General features: G+C 68.8%; 17 protein-coding genes, 3 tRNA genes and 2 pseudogenes. 10 read left to right on the forward strand and 12 right to left on the reverse strand.

Annotation, left to right across the window (positions count from 1 at the left end):
- Window positions 1-20 precede the first annotated feature (20 nt).
- Both QP029_RS04685 and QP029_RS04690 read left to right on the forward strand, forming a co-directional pair.
- On the forward strand, window positions 21-932 hold the full coding sequence (locus QP029_RS04685) for a hypothetical protein (RefSeq protein WP_284875680.1): 912 nt from the start codon (window positions 21-23) through the stop codon (window positions 930-932).
- 86 nt (window positions 933-1,018) lie between these two features.
- Window positions 1,019-1,411 (forward strand): GtrA family protein, encoded by a 393-nt coding sequence (locus tag QP029_RS04690; protein WP_284876154.1) that lies wholly within the window; start codon window positions 1,019-1,021, stop codon window positions 1,409-1,411.
- A 7-nt stretch (window positions 1,412-1,418) separates the two neighbouring features.
- Here the strand turns inward: QP029_RS04690 and glfT1 are convergent, their stop codons facing one another.
- The 4 genes from glfT1 to wzm form a co-directional block, all read right to left on the reverse strand.
- Window positions 1,419-2,336 carry a galactofuranosyltransferase GlfT1 gene (glfT1, locus tag QP029_RS04695; protein WP_284875681.1) on the reverse strand — a complete coding sequence of 306 codons (918 nt, stop codon included), beginning with the start codon at window positions 2,334-2,336 and terminating at the stop codon, window positions 1,419-1,421.
- The gene (locus QP029_RS04700) at window positions 2,333-3,271 is read right to left on the reverse strand and encodes a DUF559 domain-containing protein (protein ID WP_284875682.1); all 939 of its coding nucleotides are present in this window, start codon (window positions 3,269-3,271) and stop codon (window positions 2,333-2,335) included. The genes glfT1 and QP029_RS04700 overlap by 4 nt, the downstream gene beginning before the upstream one ends.
- 163 nt (window positions 3,272-3,434) lie before the next feature.
- Window positions 3,435-4,247: a galactan export ABC transporter ATP-binding subunit Wzt/RfbE gene (gene wzt / locus QP029_RS04705; protein ID WP_284875683.1), complete on the reverse strand. Its 813-nt coding sequence runs from the start codon at window positions 4,245-4,247 to the stop codon at window positions 3,435-3,437.
- Window positions 4,248-4,257: 10 nt separating this feature from the next.
- Window positions 4,258-5,154 (reverse strand): galactan export ABC transporter permease subunit Wzm/RfbD, encoded by an 897-nt coding sequence (gene wzm / locus QP029_RS04710; RefSeq protein ID WP_284875684.1) that lies wholly within the window; start codon window positions 5,152-5,154, stop codon window positions 4,258-4,260.
- A gap of 245 nt (window positions 5,155-5,399) precedes the next feature.
- Between wzm and QP029_RS04715 the strand changes: the two genes are divergently transcribed.
- Window positions 5,400-6,602, forward strand: coding sequence for an aminotransferase class V-fold PLP-dependent enzyme (locus tag QP029_RS04715; RefSeq protein WP_284875685.1), 1,203 nt, complete (start codon window positions 5,400-5,402; stop codon window positions 6,600-6,602).
- Here the strand turns inward: QP029_RS04715 and QP029_RS04720 are convergent.
- Window positions 6,599-7,564, reverse strand: a complete 966-nt coding sequence (locus QP029_RS04720) for an NAD(P)H-quinone oxidoreductase (RefSeq protein ID WP_284875686.1) — start codon at window positions 7,562-7,564, stop codon at window positions 6,599-6,601. The two genes, QP029_RS04715 and QP029_RS04720, sit on opposite strands and share 4 nt — an antisense overlap.
- Before the next feature lie 85 nt (window positions 7,565-7,649).
- Between QP029_RS04720 and QP029_RS04725 the strand changes: the two genes are divergently transcribed.
- Window positions 7,650-7,734 (forward strand) — tRNA-Ser (locus tag QP029_RS04725).
- A gap of 57 nt (window positions 7,735-7,791) precedes the next feature.
- Here the strand turns inward: QP029_RS04725 and QP029_RS04730 are convergent.
- The 5 genes and pseudogenes from QP029_RS04730 to QP029_RS04750 all read right to left on the reverse strand — a co-directional run bounded on the left by QP029_RS04730 (window position 7,792) and on the right by QP029_RS04750 (window position 11,203).
- Window positions 7,792-7,914, reverse strand: a complete 123-nt coding sequence (locus QP029_RS04730) for a hypothetical protein (protein WP_284875687.1) — start codon at window positions 7,912-7,914, stop codon at window positions 7,792-7,794.
- Between the two features lie 55 nt (window positions 7,915-7,969).
- Window positions 7,970-9,058, reverse strand: a complete 1,089-nt coding sequence (locus tag QP029_RS04735) for a ThiF family adenylyltransferase (RefSeq protein ID WP_284875688.1) — start codon at window positions 9,056-9,058, stop codon at window positions 7,970-7,972.
- On the reverse strand, window positions 9,055-9,558 hold the full coding sequence (locus QP029_RS04740; protein WP_284876155.1) for a molybdenum cofactor biosynthesis protein MoaE: 504 nt from the start codon (window positions 9,556-9,558) through the stop codon (window positions 9,055-9,057). Before QP029_RS04740 ends, QP029_RS04735 begins: the two co-directional genes overlap by 4 nt.
- 72 nt (window positions 9,559-9,630) lie before the next feature.
- A pseudogene (locus tag QP029_RS04745) lies at window positions 9,631-10,011 on the reverse strand (MogA/MoaB family molybdenum cofactor biosynthesis protein); the annotation flags it as partial.
- 16 nt (window positions 10,012-10,027) lie between these two features.
- A complete protein-coding gene (locus QP029_RS04750; RefSeq protein WP_284875689.1) occupies window positions 10,028-11,203 on the reverse strand; it encodes a molybdopterin molybdotransferase MoeA in 1,176 nt (391 codons plus the stop codon).
- A 30-nt stretch (window positions 11,204-11,233) separates the two neighbouring features.
- Here QP029_RS04750 and QP029_RS04755 point away from each other — a divergent pair, with 30 nt between their 5' ends.
- Window positions 11,234-11,497, forward strand: coding sequence for a MoaD/ThiS family protein (locus QP029_RS04755; RefSeq protein WP_284875690.1), 264 nt, complete (start codon window positions 11,234-11,236; stop codon window positions 11,495-11,497).
- On the opposite strand, the gene QP029_RS04760 is transcribed toward QP029_RS04755, so the two are convergent.
- The gene (locus tag QP029_RS04760; RefSeq protein ID WP_273056749.1) at window positions 11,494-11,880 is read right to left on the reverse strand and encodes a phage holin family protein; all 387 of its coding nucleotides are present in this window, start codon (window positions 11,878-11,880) and stop codon (window positions 11,494-11,496) included. The genes QP029_RS04755 and QP029_RS04760 overlap by 4 nt on opposite strands.
- Window positions 11,877-12,923 (reverse strand): histidinol-phosphate transaminase, encoded by a 1,047-nt coding sequence (locus QP029_RS04765; RefSeq protein ID WP_284875691.1) that lies wholly within the window; start codon window positions 12,921-12,923, stop codon window positions 11,877-11,879. Before QP029_RS04765 ends, QP029_RS04760 begins: the two co-directional genes overlap by 4 nt.
- Window positions 12,924-13,018: 95 nt before the next feature.
- On the opposite strand from QP029_RS04765, the gene QP029_RS04770 reads away from it, so the two are divergent.
- From QP029_RS04770 to QP029_RS04790, 5 genes and pseudogenes are all read left to right on the forward strand, one after another.
- Window positions 13,019-13,107 (forward strand) — tRNA-Ser (locus QP029_RS04770).
- Between the two features lie 28 nt (window positions 13,108-13,135).
- Window positions 13,136-13,208, forward strand: a tRNA-Arg gene (locus QP029_RS04775).
- 98 nt (window positions 13,209-13,306) lie between these two features.
- Window positions 13,307-14,098, forward strand: coding sequence for a VOC family protein (locus QP029_RS04780; RefSeq protein WP_284875692.1), 792 nt, complete (start codon window positions 13,307-13,309; stop codon window positions 14,096-14,098).
- Window positions 14,099-14,124: 26 nt separating this feature from the next.
- Window positions 14,125-14,526: pseudogene (locus QP029_RS04785) on the forward strand (magnesium transporter MgtE N-terminal domain-containing protein); the annotation flags it as partial.
- A 70-nt stretch (window positions 14,527-14,596) separates the two neighbouring features.
- Window positions 14,597-15,801, forward strand: a protein-coding gene (locus QP029_RS04790; protein ID WP_284874050.1) for an IS3 family transposase whose coding sequence is annotated in 2 segments (ribosomal slippage) — window positions 14,597-14,894 and window positions 14,894-15,801 — 1,206 coding nt in all. Because the reading frame shifts where the segments join, the coding sequence is not laid out codon by codon here.
- Window positions 15,802-15,814: the final 13 nt, after the last annotated feature.

Consider the following 15,814-nt stretch of genomic DNA (forward strand, 5'->3'; position numbering starts at 1 on the left):
TGCGTCGCTACCCTTGAGGCATGCCACAGAAAGGTGCCGCCAACGTCGTCGATCTGACGGCCGCGCGTGCCCGCCGCCAGCGGCAGCCGCGCACGGTGATTCTGCGTGCGTCCAACATCCGGCCCGACGCCGAGGTGCACCGCCACATCGGCCTCAACGACGCCCTGCACCTCGTCGACCTGCACGACGTCCTGCGGATCTCCTTCGGCCTGGCCGACGCGGGCGAGGACGCCGGCGCCGCACCCTGGCACTTCAGCACCACCGGGGACCGCGAGGAGCGTCTCGACGCCGCCGACGAACTCCACCAGCACCTCACCGACGACGGCGACGCCATCGTCTATCACTGGGGGCTGTGGGACATCACCATCAGTGCCGTCGAGTCCTACCCCCGCGACTCCGGCACCCCCCGCGCCCTGTGCGTCGGCGGCTCCGGAGCCTTCGGCGGCGTCGAGTTCGACCTGGCGGGCATCAACGCCGAACTCACCGGCACCACCACCATCCGGGAAGTCCTCGCCGCCACCCACCCCGCGGTCCGTGACATCATCGACCGCAGTGGCATCTTCGACTTCGTCCCCCTCCTCCAGGCCCTCGACCTCGGGCGGGCCGTCGACCTCCCGCCGTCGGTACAGGCCGAACTGGCCGAACTACCCGTCGAGGAGGACGCGGCCGGGCGTGACGCCTTCTGGGTGGTCATTCTCGCCCTGGCCTGCATGAGCGACACCGAGCTCACCGACCACGTTCTCACCACCGCCATGAGCGGACTCGGCTGGCAGGACGACGACGGCTCCCCGCTCACCGGCCCCGCCATCCGTGACCTGTGCACGGCCTCCCTGGACCGGTTGACCGCCGTCGGCGGCTACGGGCCCGACGAACTGGCACCTGTGGATCGGCTGGACATCTACCGCGAGCTGCTCAACGTCGCAGGTACCTGAGCGCAACCAGGGTAGGGTGTTACCTCGTGTCCAACCCCACCCCGCGCACCGAACCTGCCGCAGAGCCCGACGTCGAGATCACCGGCATGACCCTGAAAACACAGGCCATCCGCTTCATCATCTCCGGTGTCATCTCCGCCGTCGTCGACCTCGGCCTCACCTGGGCGCTCCAGATCTTCACCGGTGCGGGCCCGGTGCTCGCCCGGTCGGTGGGCTTCATCTTCGGCACGCTCACCGCGTACCTGATCAACCGCCGCTGGACCTTCCAGGCCAAGCCCTCCTACAAGCGGTTCTTCATGGTCGCCGGGCTGTACACGCTGACCTACTTCGTCAACGTCGGCCTGCACACCGTGTTCTACCGCCTGCTCACCGGCTGGGACTGGTCCGACTCCCTGGCGATCTTCGTCGCCTTCGTCATCGCCCAGGGCACCGCCACGGTGATCAACTTCTTCGTCCAGCGGATCTTCATCTTCCGCTGACCGGTTGTCAGGGGCGGGTGAACTTCTCGTTCCGCCCCTGCCGGTGCAGCCTCAACCACTCGAGGAACCCCTTCGGGTCCTTCTTCTGCACCAGGAAGAACCAGCCGAAACGGGCGTACTCCTGCGGCAGCAGCTTCCGCATGCCCGGCTGGCTCATGATGTAGCCGCGGTTGCGGTAGGTGAAGTAGCGTTTCGACTCATTGTCCGGGTACTGCGTGTGCATCCGACCACCCAGGATCGGCTTGAACTCGTCCGAGCCGTCCGGATGCAGGTACGCCGTGGTCAGGGCCGTCCCGAACCGCAGACCCGAGCGGACCAGCCGGCGGTGGTACTCCACCTCGTCGCCCCGGATGAACAGCCGGTAGTCCGGCACACCGATGATCTCCATCGCGGCCGCACTGATGAGCGCGCCATTGAACAGGCTGGCGATCCCCTCGAGGAAATCCCCCTCCAGCTCCGAGCGGTGGCGACGCCACACCAGGCCCTGGCGCAGCGGGAACGCCAGCCGACCCGGCTCGTCGATGTTGCACACCACCGGGGAGACCTCGTGCAGACGGTGCTGCTCGGCGACGTCGAAAAGCGTCGACAGGACGTGCTCGTCCGCAGGACGCCCGTCATCGTCGGCGCACCAGACCGCATCCGCCCCGAGAGACAGCGCCGTGAGGAAACCGTAGGCGAACCCGCCCGCACCACCGAGGTTCGTGCGGCTGGGAAGGTACACCGCCCGATCGCCGGCCAGCTCCGTCACCAGCTGCTCCACCGCGTCCTCGCAACCGTTGTCCACCACGATCACCCAATTCACCGGATGCGTCTGATGGACCACCTGCTCCAGGGAGGCCCGCAGGAGATCAACCCGCTTGTGCGTGACGATCACCGCCGCGGTCGAGCCGGATCGGGACAGAGTGGCTGTTGACATGGGGATCATTGTGCCACCTCCTGCCACCAGGACCCGTCTCTGACCAACGTTTCATGCCACGACCACACCGGGTGAGCCTCAGTCGGCAGCTCCTCGTCGAGCCCCTCAACGGCGGCGATGATCTGTTCCACCACCTCATCGAGGTGATACCGCACACAACTGCCCGTGTACCGCAGCACCCGGTACCCCCGACGCGTGGCATAGTTCGCCTTCCACCGGTCCCGGATGAACGTCTCCCGGTTCTCCGCCGAGTGGAACCGGTACCCGTCGACCTCGACTATGACCCTGCCCTCCTCAATGACACCGTCGAAGAAGTACCCGCCGATCTGCCGGTTCTGGTCCACGCGGATACCGCGCGCCCGGAGCTCCCGGAACACTTGCCGCTCCGCGTCGCTGTCCGCGCCGATGGAGGCTCGGGCGATGAGGTGCCGCAGGCGGGCGGGTACCCGGGAGATCGTCCCCATCTCCGCCTCGAGGGCGATCTTCCCCGCCCGGCCGGCGTAGCGGTCCTCGAGGTGAGCGATGAGATCAGCATCAGACATGTCTTCGGCATCTGCCACCGACACCGCGCCCAACGTCACCTTGAGGCCCCTGACGTGCTGGAAGCGGATGGCCTTCCGGCGGCGAAGGGTGAGGGTTGCCGGGCCGGAGAGAGACTTCCCGGGGAGGACGACAGCCTGGACCGGCAGGGTGATCTCCCGGCCCTCATGCAGTTCCAGCGCGGTCCTGCCGGTGAACACCAGCGCCGGTCGCCGGTGGCACAACGCCCGCAGCAGCAGGTCTCCCTCGGGCGGCGACGTGGTGAAGACGCCCTGTTCCACCCGGTACAGGCGGCCGGTGCGGACGAGGCGCTCGATCTGTTTCTGGTTCAGCCCTCGGTCGCGCAGCATCGCCGTATCGACGATTGCGTGTTCCCGAGGGTCTCCGACGTGACTGGTGCTCATGAAAAATCCCCCTTGGCGGCATCCTAGAGGAGCGCGGAGTGGAGCGCGCGGCAAGGGAGATGTCGATCGCCGGTGAACAATGCCCGAAAATGGGTCCGCCGTCCCGGAAGTTCACCGGCGATCGACACATTCGGGCGTGCAGCGGACCTTTTCCGGTCGGCAGCTACGCGGAACCCGGTTCCTCGGACCCCTCTTCGTCGAAGCGCTGGAGCAGGGAGCGGACGTAGTCGCCGGCGCCCTTGCCCTCGTAGGCCTCCACCACTTCATCCACCAACCCAGCCTCGCGGATTTCGCCGTGGTCGATCCACAGGGCGGTGTTGCACAGCTGGGCGAGGAAGTCGTTGGAGTGGGAAGCGAAGACGAGGATGCCGGAGCGTTTCACCAGTTCCTGGAGGCGGACGCGGGCCTTGGCCATGAAGGCGGCGTCGACGGCGCCGATGCCTTCGTCGAGCAGCAGGATCTCGGGTTCGATGGAGGTGACCACGCCGAGGGCGAGGCGGACGCGCATGCCGGTAGAGTAGGTGCGCAGGGGCATGTTGAGGTATTCGCCGAGTTCGGAGAATTCGGCGATCTCGTCGATCTTGGCCTTCATCTGTTTTCGGGTCTGGCCGAGGAAGAGGCCGCGGATGATGATGTTCTCGTAGCCGGAGATCTCGGGGTCCATGCCCACGCCGAGGTCGAAGACGGGGGCGACGCGGCCGCGGATGTGGGCGGAGCCGCGGGTGGGTTCGTAGATGCCGGACAGCAGCCGCAGGAGGGTGGATTTGCCGGCGCCGTTGTGGCCGACGAGGCCGACGCGGTCGCCTTCGCGGAGGTGGAGGTTGATGTCGCGGAGTGCCTCGACGACGACGGTGTTGTCGCTGTTGCGGCCGATGGCGCCGCCGGCGGTGGACAGCAGGGCCTTCTTCATGGAGCGGGACTTGGCGTCGAAGATGGGGAAGTCGACGCAGGCGTTGTAGGTGTCGATGGATACCAAGGCTTTTCTCCTATACCCAGTAGCTGACGCGGAAGCGCCACTGCTTCATGGCCAGCAGGGCGAGGACGAGGCCGACGAGGGTGCAGCCGAGGACGATCCACCAGTGATAGGCGGCGATGGGTTCGCCGATCATGGGGGCGCGGACGATCTCCAGGTAGTGGAACAGGGGGTTGATCTCGGCGAGCAGGGCGCGCTGGGCGATGTCACCGCCCTGTTCCTTGAGGGTCTGGGTGGTCCACACGATGGGGGTGACGTAGAACAGCAGCTGGGTCATGGCCTCGAGCAGCGGGGCGACGTCGCGGTAGCGGGTGGCCACGATGCCGAAGAACATGGTCACCCACACGCCGTTGAGGATGAGCAGGGCCATGCCCGGGATGGCGAGCAGGACCTCCCAACCCAGGTCGCGGGGGAAGATGAGCATGAGGACGACCCAGATGACCAGGTTGTGGGCGAGGAACAGGGCCTGGCGCCAGACGAGTCGGTAGACGTGCACCGACAGGGCGGAGGGGAGCTGTTTGATCAGTCCCTCGTTGTCGATGAAGATGTCGGCGCCGTCCTTGATGCAGCCGGAGATGAATCCCCACATGATCAGGCCGACGGTGACGTGGGGGAGGAAGTCGGCCAGCGGGATCTGGAAGAGCATGGAGTACAGCAGGCCGAGGGCCAGGGCCATGACGCCGGTGGCGATGGTGATCCACAGCGGGCCGAGCGTGGAGCGTCGGTAGCGCTGTTTGATGTCCTGCCAACCCAGCTGCAGCCACAGCTCGTGCTGCTGGAATCCGCGGACGAGGTCGCGCCATGCCGCGGCGAAGGTCGTGGATCGGGAGGCCGGGACATCGGTGTCGGTGGTCCCGGTCATCCGGGCGATGTCGGCGGCCAGGTCTCGGGTGGGGGATGGTTCCTGCACATCTAACACCCTAACCCCGCGCGGTCGTGGGGCCGGTATTCCGCGGTGGTTCCGCCACCGCCCGTGACCTCCGCAGTTGGCTGAATGGAGGCTGAGAAGACCCAGGCCGAAATCTGGCAGAATCGACCGGATAACTTGCCCTGACATGCACTTTTCTTCATCTCGGGGGTGACGGTGCATCGCCGGGCGAGACGGTGCATACTGGGTTGTCGAAGCAGTCGGTCACAACAGAGGAGGCGCCCAGGATGGTGCTTGATGTCGCGAGCATCCGTGGGCAGTACGCCTCGCTCGGCGGCGGGTGGACCTACCTCAACGCCCATGACTGCCCCCAGGTGCCGGAGCGGGTCGCCGCGGCCATCGCGCGGTCCGTCCGTCTGGCCCCGTGCATGGCGGACGTCGAGTCCCCTTCGGGTCTGCATTCCCGCCCGCGTGCGGCGGGTCGCCTCGAAGGTGGTTCGCTTATCGACGCCGCCCGGGTCGCCGTCGCCGATCTCTGCGGCGCCACCGCGGACCGCGTCGTCCTCGGCCCGAGCCTGCCGGCTCTGTATCAGACCCTGATCCGGTCGATGCGTCCGCTGCTGCGCCACAACTCCTCGATGGTGCTCTCCCGGCTGGACGCCCCGGAACTCAACCATGTCCTCCGGGGTGCCCCGGCGAGGATCACCTGGGCGCAGCCCGACCTGGGGACGGGTCAGTTACCGGCGTCGCAGTACGGGGAGCTGGTGGACGGGTCGACGCGGTTGGTGGCGTTGTCGGCGGCGCAGGGGCGTATCGGCACGGTGGCCCCCGTCGCGGAGATCATCGAGCAGACCCGTGCCCGGTCGCGGGCCTGGGTGCTCGTCGACGCCTCGGCCTACGCCGCCTACCGGCCCCTCGACGTGGATGACTGGGACGCTGACATCGTCGCCGTGGATCTCGCCGCCCTCGGTGGTCCGCAGGTGGCGGCCCTGGTGCTCCGGGACACCTACATGTACAAGCGCATCGATCCGGGTCTGGAGTCCCCGGTCGCCCCGTCGCTGGCCGGTGGCGCCCCCGCGGTGGTGGACCACCTCGCCGCGATGGTGGAGGGGTCCGGTACCCGTCGCACCCGTCTGGTGCACTCCATGGGGCAGCTGCAGACTCACCTGCAGGGCCTGTTCGATGACCTGGTCGACCTGCTGGAGAGCCGCTACACGGTTCACATCCTGGGGGTGTCCGGGGAGGCCGGTGACGGCGGATTCGGCAACCGGATCCCGCGGCTGTCCTTCGGTGTGCGGGGCGTGCCGGCCGAGACGGTCCACCAGCGGCTGCTGGACAACGGACTGGTCACGTCGATGCTGCCCGCCGACCCTGTATTCACCGAGATGGGCGTCGACGAGGTCGGCGGTGCGGTGACCGTGTCGTTGTCGCCGTTCACCACCCGCCACGACATCGAGCAGCTCGCCCGCGTCGTGGCGTCCCTCGCCTAGACTTCCCCGACCTCCAGCACGATCTTGCCGGTGACCTCGCCGGAATCCAGCAGCGCGTGGGCCTTCGCGGCGTCCGCCAGCGGCAGGGTGGTGTGGATGTGGTGGGTGACGCGGCCGTCGTCAAGCAGGGGCCAGACGTTCTCCACGGTGGAACGGACCACCTCCGCCTTGCTCTCGACGGAGCGGGCGCGCAGCGTCGTGCCGCGGACGCTGAGGCGGCGCGGCAGCAGTGCGCCGAGGTTGATCTCGGCCTTCCGGCCGCCCTGCATGCCGATGATGACCAGCTGGCCGTCCACGTTGAGGGATTTGAGGTTCTGCTCGAGGTACTTCGCGCCCATGATGTCGAGGATGACGTCGCACCTGCCCGTGAGCTCCTCGGCGAAATCCTGCTCCTTGTAGTTGATGAGGATGTCCGCCCCCAGCTTCCGGCAGGTCTCGAGCTTCTCCGCCGAGCCAGCCGTCACCGCGACGGTGGCGCCGAGCTGCTTGCACAGCTGGATGGCGAAGGTGCCGATGCCGCCCGCACCACCGTGCAGCAGCACCGTCTGCCCCTCGCGCACACCGGCGAGCATGCCCAGGTTCGACCACACGGTGCAGGCGACCTCCACGACCGCGGCCGCCTCCGACAGGGAGTAACCCTCCGGGATGGGCAGGAGCTGGCCCTCCGGGACGGCGACGTACTCGGCGTAGCCACCGCCGGAGAGCAGGCAGGCCACCTCCTCGCCCGTGGTGCGGCCGGTGGTGCCCGGGTCCTCGATGACGCCGGCGCACTCCAGGCCGATGATCTCGGAGGCGCCCTTCGGTGGCGGGTAGTTGCCCTTGGCCTGCAACAGGTCGGCCCGGTTCACGCTGGTCGCATGCACCTTGACCAGGACTTCGCCGTCCCGGAGCTGCGGGGTGTCCACCTCGGTGAGTTCGAGGGAGGAGGGATCGTCGGGATTGGTTACGGTGATTGCCTTCATGTCCTCCCAGGGTAGGGAAATTCCCGGCTGCCCGAGCAGGTCGGGTAAGCTCCCTGGGTGTCGTCGGCTCCGGTCGGCGGTGTGAGGAGACGTGGCAGAGCGGCCGAATGCACTGGTCTTGAAAACCAGCGAGGGTCACACCTCCGCGGGTTCAAATCCCGCCGTCTCCGCGCAGTCCTCCGCCCCCGCACCTCTCGGTGACGGGGGCGGTGGTGTGTCAGGCAGGGTCAGGCAGGGGACGTGTCGAGGAACATCATGAAGAACTCGAACACGCTCGACGTGACGAGCATGTGCTGCAGCCCATCGAGCATGGGCTGCGGGGTGATGCTGGACAGGGTGTTGAGCCACATGGGGTACTCCTTCCTTCCGGTTGGTGACGTGGGTCACCAACCTTAGTGCACCCGGTCAGCCCTGTCGGTCCAACCAGGCGTCGATGCCGCCGGCCAGGCTCACCGGCCCGGTGATGCCTCGGGAGGCCAGGGCGGCGACGGCCCGGGCCGAACGGACGCCACCGGCGCAGTAGATGACCACGGGTCGATCGGTGGTCAGTTCCGGCGGGTCCGTTCCTTCCAGGACCTCGCCCAGCGGGCGGTTGACGGCGCCGGGGATACGGAAGTTGGCGTACTCGTCGGGTTCGCGGACGTCGATGAGCACCGCGTCGTCGGGGATGCAGGTGACCTCGGCGACGCTGACCACCATCGGCGCGGCGGTGACCTGGGCCGGCGGGTCCTCGGTACGCAGCCGCTCGACGGTGTCGGCGGAACCGGTCACGGGGATGTACTCCCAGCGGCCGGTCAGGGAGGAGAAGTAACCGAGGGTGCCCAGCAGGGGCTCGCCGATCCCGGTGAGCAGCTTGATGGCCTCCATGGCCATCGCGGAACCGACGATGCCCACCACCGGCCCGAGCACGCCGGCCTGCGCACAGCTGGGGACCTCACCGGGGGCCGGCGGGGTGGGGAAGAGATCGTCGTAGACGGGGCCGCGGCCGGCGTGGAAGACGGTGAGCTGGGCGTCGAAACCGAGGATGGAGGCCCACACATGCGGGATGTCCAGGCGGGCGCACGCGGCGGAGACGATGTGGCGGGTGTCGAAGTTGTCGGTGCCGTCGAGGACGACGTCGGCCTCACGCAGCACGTCGAGGGCGGTGTCCCAGGTCAGCCGCTCCGCCACGACGGAGACCTCAATGTCCGGGTTGAGCGCGAGCATCTGCTCGCGGGCGGACCCGGCCTTGGGCGTGCCGATGCGGTCGGTGGTGTGGATGACCTGCCGGTGCAGGTTGGACAGGTCGACGACGTCATCGTCGATGACGGTGACGTGCCCCACGCCGGCGCCGGCCAGGTAGAGCAGGGCGGGGGAGCCGAGGCCACCGGCACCGACGACGGCGACATGGGAGTCCAGCAGCTTCCCCTGGCCGGGGCGACCGAACCCACCGAGGGTGATCTGGCGGCGGTAGCGGGCGATGTGTTCCGGTGTCAGGTCGCTGTGCCCGGTCATTCCAGCCCCACCCACTGTTTGGCCCCGTCGGTGAGTTCCTGTTCCTTCCAGATCGGCACCTCGGCCTTCACCCGGTCGGCCAGCGTCGAGCAGGCGGCGAAGGCGTCACCGCGGTGGGCGGCGGCGGCCACCACCGCGAAGGCGACCTCTCCGATGGCCAGGTCGCCGGTGCGGTGCGCGGTCCACAGGCGGGTGGTGGGGTGCGCCTGACTCACCGAGACCGCCACCTCCCCGATCACGGCGTCCGAGGTCGGGTGGGAGGAGTAGGACAGCGTGGCCACGCGCTGGCCGCCGTCGTGGTCACGGACCACACCCTCGAAGGTCACCAGGGCACCCATGGCGTCGGTGAGGGTGTCGCGCCGGGCCTGCGCCAGGAGGGGTTCGAGCGGCTCGTCGGTGATGAACGCGTCGAGGACCACGCCGGTCTGGTCCGCGACGTAGGCGGGATCGGCAGGCGCCCGGTCCGCGGCGTGGTCGTGCCCGGTCCGTGCCCCGGCCAGCTGGTCGAGGAGGTGGGTGAGCAGGGGCTGGAGCACCTCGCAGCCGTCGCGGACACCGCCGGTGGAGCCCGGCAGGGTCATGACGAAGGTGTGTCCGACGATGCCGGCGACCGCGCGGGAGACCACGGCGGTGGGGGTGTGCTCCATGCCGCGGGCGAAGAAGGCGTGGACGATGCCGGGCAGCTCGCTGTCCAGGTGCGGGGTGACGGCGTCGACGGTGCGGTCGTCCGGGGTGACGCCGGTGCCGCCGGAGGTGAGTACCACGTCCGGGCGTTCACCGGTGAGGATGCGGTCGATGGTGGCGGGCATGTCGGCGTCGGGGACGACGAGGGCGTCGGGGGTGGTGAAGCCCAGCTCACGAAGGAAGGAGACGGCGATCGGGCCGGAACGGTCCGTGTACTCTCCGGCGGCCGCGCGGGTGGAGGCGACGATGACGAGTCCGGTGCGGGTCATGGGGATCCGGGTCTCCTTAATCGAACGGGTAGACGGTGACGTGCTGCCCGGCGGGCAGACCGCCGGCGGGGATGCGGATGAGGCAGTCGGCGCCGAGGGCCTGGGCCAGCAGGTGGGAACCCGCGCCGCCGACGGGGGCGGCCTGCCCGCCGGTGTGGCGGCCGCGGAGGAACTGGTCCCGGCCGGGCAGCCCCGGGGCGTCCTCTGCGAGGACGGCCACCACCGGGGCGGGGGCGGTGCCCAGCAGCGGGGCGACGAAGAGGCGGAAGCTGACCAGGGTGGACACCGGGTTGCCGGGTAGACAGATGACGGGGATCCCGTGGAACCGGGCCAGTCCCTGCGGCCCGCCGGGCTGCTGGTCCACGTGTCCGAACCAGCCGTCGGAGCCGAGGACCTGCCGGACGACCTCGAACTGGCCGGCGGAGATGCCGCCGGAGGTGATGATGGCCGTCGGGCCCAGGCGTTCGGCCACCGCCGCCAGCTCGGCGGCCAGGCGCGCCGGGTCATCGTCGGTGCGGATGTGGGCGGCGACCTCGATGCCCGCCCGGGCACACAGCGCGGCGAGCATCGGGCCGTTGGAGTCGGGGATCGCGGCGGCTCCGGCGCCGTGTCCGGTGCCGATCTCCGCCCCGCCGGTGCAGATGATCACCCGGTGTCGTTCGACGACGGTGACCTCGGTGATGTCCTGGCCAGCGAGGACGCCGACGGCGACGGGGCTGATCCGGTCGCCGGCGCGCAGCAGCGGATCGCCGGCCCGGATGTCACTGCCGGCGGGCCGGATGTACTGACCCGGCTGCACGGCGGCGGTAATCTCGATCCGCTCACCGGCCCCGGGGAACCGGTCCGGGCGGCAGGCCTCGACGGGCACGACCGCGGCCGTGCCGCGCGGGATCTTCGCCCCGGTCATGATGGGCGCGACGTGATCGTCGAGGCCGTCCGGGTAGAGCTGGTCGGGGTCGGTGCCCGCGGGCAGTGTCTCGCCGACGGTGAACACCCCCGGGGTGGCGGCGACGTGTGCGCTGCTCAGGGCGTAGCCGTCCATCTGTGAGTTGTCGAAGCGCGGCGAGTCGACGCCGGCGGTGACGGGGGCGGCGAGGGTGCGCCCGGCGGCGTCGGCAAGCGGGACACGCACCTGCCCACGGGCCGGAACGGCCTTCGCGATCGCGGCGGTGTGCTCCTCGGGGGTACGCATGAACGCCATGGTAGTGGCATGCTGGGGGCCGTGGAGATCCATTATTTCGCCGCCGCCCGCGCCGCCGCCGGCACCGACCGGGAAACCGTCGACCCCGACAGGGTCCCCGCCACCCTCGGCGAGCTTCTCGACGCCCGCGCGGCCCACCACCGCGGCACCACCGACGCCGGCATGACGCTGGCCGAGGTGTTCGCACGCTGCACGTTCCTCGTCGACGGCCGCAACTCCCCCCGCGACACCCCGCTCGCCGGCGCGCAGCGGGTCGACGTCCTCCCGCCCTTCGCCGGCGGTTAACGCCGCAGGCCCACCGCGCCGAGCACGAGGTTGATCACCCACGTGGCCACGGCCATGATGAGCGCGCCGATGAGCGCCGGGCCGAAACCGTCGACCGACAGGCCCAGGCCGAGGACGCCGGACAGCCACCCGGCGACCATGAGCAGTACCGCGTTGATCACCAGCGCGAACAGGCCGAGGGTGAGCACCGTGACCGGTGCACCCAGCCCGTGGAGAATCGGCCCGAGGAACGCGTTGACCAGGACGAACACGGCGGCCACGTAGATGAACGCCCAGGGATCCTCCGCCGGGGTGACCGTCACCCCGGGCACGATGCGGGTGACAAAGAACAACGCGATCGCCGTGACCACGATGTTCAGCGCGAAACGGATCAACCCGGTCACAGCCCGGCCTCCCGCCACGCGTCGAGCAGCCGGTCGGCCTCGGCCGCCGTGGTGACCGTGACACGTACCCCCTCCGGGAACGCGCGCACCAGCACACCCTGCCCGGCGAGACGGGCGGCGAGCTCGGCCGGGGTGGTGCCCAGCCGCTCGGCGAGGTCCTCGGCCGGCAGCCACACGAAGTTCGCCTGGGAGCGGCGCGCCCCCAGCGCCTCGGCCACCCGGTCCCGCTCGACGACGGTCTCCTCGGTGCGCTCCAGCAGCTCATCGGCCGCCGCCAGCGACGCCAGCGCCCCTGCCTGCGCGACCGAGCTGACGGCGAAGGGGATGGCCAGCTTGTTCAGTGCCGCGATGATGTCCGGGGCGCCGAACGCGTACCCGACCCGCACCCCGGCCAGACCGTAGGCCTTGGAGAAGGTCCGCAGGCCCACGACGTTGGGGTGGCGGGTGATCGCCTCGGTGGCCAGGACGGTGTCCCCGGCCCGGTTGTACTCGACGTACGCCTCATCCAGGCCGACGATGACCTCCGCCGGCACCTTCGACATGAACGCGTCGAACTCCTCTTGCGTGATCGTGTTTCCCGACGGGTTGTTCGGGTTGCACAGGAAGATCAGCCGGGTGCGGTCGGTGATCGCCGCCGCCATCGCGTCGAGGTCATGGGCCCCGTCCGCCGTGAGCGGGATCGCCACCGGTATCGCCCCGACCGCGCGGGCGAAGATCGGGTACGCCTCGAAACTGCGCCACGCGAACAGGACCTCATCACCCGGGGTCGCGGTGATCTGCACCAGCTGCTGGCACAGGGCGGAGGAGCCGCAGCCCACGGCCACCTGATCGACGTCGACGTCGAGGTGCTCCGCCAGCGCCGCCCTGAGATCCTCCGCACCCATGTCCGGGTACCGGTTCACCCCGGCCGCCGCCCGGGACATCGCCTCCACGGCCGCGGCCAACGGCGGGGTGGTCACCTCGTTGGAGGACAGTTTCAGGGCGTCCGGCTGACGCTGACCGGGCACATAGGCGGGGATATCGGCGAGATCAGGGCGAATCATGGGCTTGAGTGTATAGCGGTTTGATCGATGGGCCGGGTCACAGGTAGGATTCGCTGAGGTTCACCCGGTATGCCCTCGTGGCTGCCGGAGAGCCGGGAGACGTGCCAGAGTGGCCGAATGGGACTCACTGCTAATGAGTTGCCTGCTTAACGGCGGGCCGGAGGTTCGAATCCTCTCGTCTCCGCCGCCGGATCCCCCGCGGAACCGGCACCGCGCCCGTAGCTCAACGGATAGAGCATCTGACTACGGATCAGAAGGTTGGGGGTTCGAATCCCTCCGGGCGCACAACAGGCGACCACCTCCGGGTGGTCGCCTTTCTGCTGTTGTGCTGCGTGTTCGACAGGCCCGGCGGCCGTGTCGGGGTCGACGGTTACCGTGAGCCCATGACCACCACGCACCATGTCGGCGACCCCTGTTGGATGGAACTCGCCTCCCCGGATCCGGCCGCCGCCGAGACGTTCTACGGGCCCCTGTTCGGCTGGGAGTTCGCCGACGTCGACGGGCTGGCGGGCTACCGGTTGATCATCAGCGCCGGACGCCCGGTCGGGGGCCTCCTGCCGGCGAGCGGGCGTGAGGAAGGCTGGCTGCCGTACCTCAAGGACCGGGATCTGACGCGGACACTGGGCCGGGTGCTCGACGACGAGGACCAGCTGGTGGTGGCGCCGACCCAGGTGGGCGCGCTGGGAGTGAAGGCCGTCATCGCGGTGCAGGGGGTGGTCGGGCTGTGGCAGCCGGGGACGGCGCCGGGCGCGTGCTGGGACGACGGCCCGGGAACCCCGGCCTGGGTGGGGTTCCGCACTTTCGATGTCGCGGAGACCGGGCGTTTTTACCGGCGGCAGCTGCGGTGGCGGATCGGCACCCGCTACGACCCGGTGGTGACCATGGGCGGGCCGCCGTTCTACGTGGCCACCGACCGCGCCGGCATCACCGAGGAGGTGTCCTGCCTGCGGGACGACGACCCTCGGTGGGCGGACATCCACATCCGGGTGGCGGAGGCGGGCGGGTTTCCGGACCGGGTGCTCGAACTCGGTGGCACGGTGGAGCTGGAGGCCTGGGACACCCCGGCCGGGCGGGTCCAGGTGATCACCGACCCGCAGGGATGTGAGCTGAGCCTGCTGTCCGGGGCGCCGACCGACCCGGTGATGATCTGGGGGCCGGGTCAGCCGGTCGGGTAGTGTGGCCTGCGGAAAAGGGAGGGCCCATGAGTGAGGTCATCGACCGCCTCGAGCACATCATCCGCTCGGAGAGGCAGATCCGGCCGGAGCGCGCCGAGGAACTGTCGGAGCTGCTGGACGAGGCGCCGATCAAGGACGTCGTCGCCCTGGTCGAGCGTTCCCCGGCCACGCGGGCCGCGCTCATTCTGCGGCTGCTGTCCCGGCGCCGGTCGATCGGGGTGTTCGACGCGCTCGACTCCGCCCACCAGGCCGACCTCATCGACGCGCTGGGGGACACGGCAGTCTATGAGTTCTTCGCGGAGCTGGACCCGGACGACCGGGTCTCCCTGCTCGATGAGCTCCCGGCGGAGATCGCGGAGCGGCTGCTCAAGGCGCTGGAGGACTCGGAACGCGATGTCACGGGCGTGGTCCTCGGCTACCCGAAGGGGGGACCTGACCCTGTTTGGTAGACACCCGACAACCCGGCTTTCTGCCGGGGAAGAAAGGTAACCTGCCACCATGCCCAGCAAGACCTACACCGAGGAATTCCGCCACGACGCGGTCGCCCTCTACGAGAATTCCCCCGGCGTATCGATCAACGCCCTCGCCACCGAACTCGGCGTCAACCGCAACACCCTCCAGATCTGGGTCCGCAAATACGGCACCGGCGCCCGCACCACCACCAGCACCGAGGCCGCCTCGCAGACCCCGACATCGGTGACCGATGCCGAACGTATCCGCCAGCTGGAACGGGAAAACGCCCGACTGAAGGAAGAGCGCGACATCCTGCGCAAGGCCGCGAAATATTTTGCGGAAGAGACGACCTGGTGATCCGCTTCCAGTTCGTTGACGACGCCAAGAACAGCCATTCGGTCAAGCGGTTATGTGAGGTTCTGAAACTCAACCGGTCCTCGTATTACAAATGGAGAAACACCTCCTCCGCCAGGACACAACGCCTGCTCAGCGACGCGATCCTCGGCGCACGGGTCAAGGCCGTGTTCGCCGCAGAACGCGGCTGCTACGGCTCCAAACGCATCACGGCGCAACTCAACGACGACTCGCCCGGCAGTCCGGTCAATCACAAGAAAGTCGCCCGGATCATGCGCTCGTTGCAACTGGTTGGCTACTCCAAGAAACGCAAGGTCACCACGACTGTCTCGGATGGGAGGAAGCCGGTGTTTCCGGATCTCGTCGGCCGGAGGTTCACCGCCCCGGCACCGAACCAGGTCTACGTCGGCGATATCACGTACCTGCCGATCGCGGACGGGTCGAATATGTACCTGGCCACGGTCATCGACTGTTTCTCCCGCCGGCTGGTCGGCTTCGCGATTGCCGATCACATGCGTTCTTCCCTGGTCCAGGACGCCCTGGTGATGGCCAAGGGCCAGCGCGGAAGTCTCGACGACGCAATTTTTCACTCGGACCATGGCAGTGTCTACACTTCCCATGCGTTCCAGGACACGTGTACGCAGCTGGGGATCCGGCAGTCGATGGGCGCGATCGGCAGCAGCGCTGATAACGCCCTGGCGGAGTCCTTCAACGCCGCGTTGAAGCGTGAGGTCCTCCAGGACGCAAAGACGTTTGCCAATCAGTTGCAGTGCCGGCGAGTTGTTTTCCGCTGGTGTACCCGCTACAACACCACGCGTCGGCATTCCTGGTGCGGGTATCTCGCTCCAGCAGTGTTTGAGGAGCAATGTCCTGTTACGCTGAGATCTGCTTCCTGATCACATCCCCCGT

This window comes from Corynebacterium suedekumii (assembly GCF_030252185.1).
GTDB lineage: Bacteria > Actinomycetota > Actinomycetes > Mycobacteriales > Mycobacteriaceae > Corynebacterium > Corynebacterium suedekumii.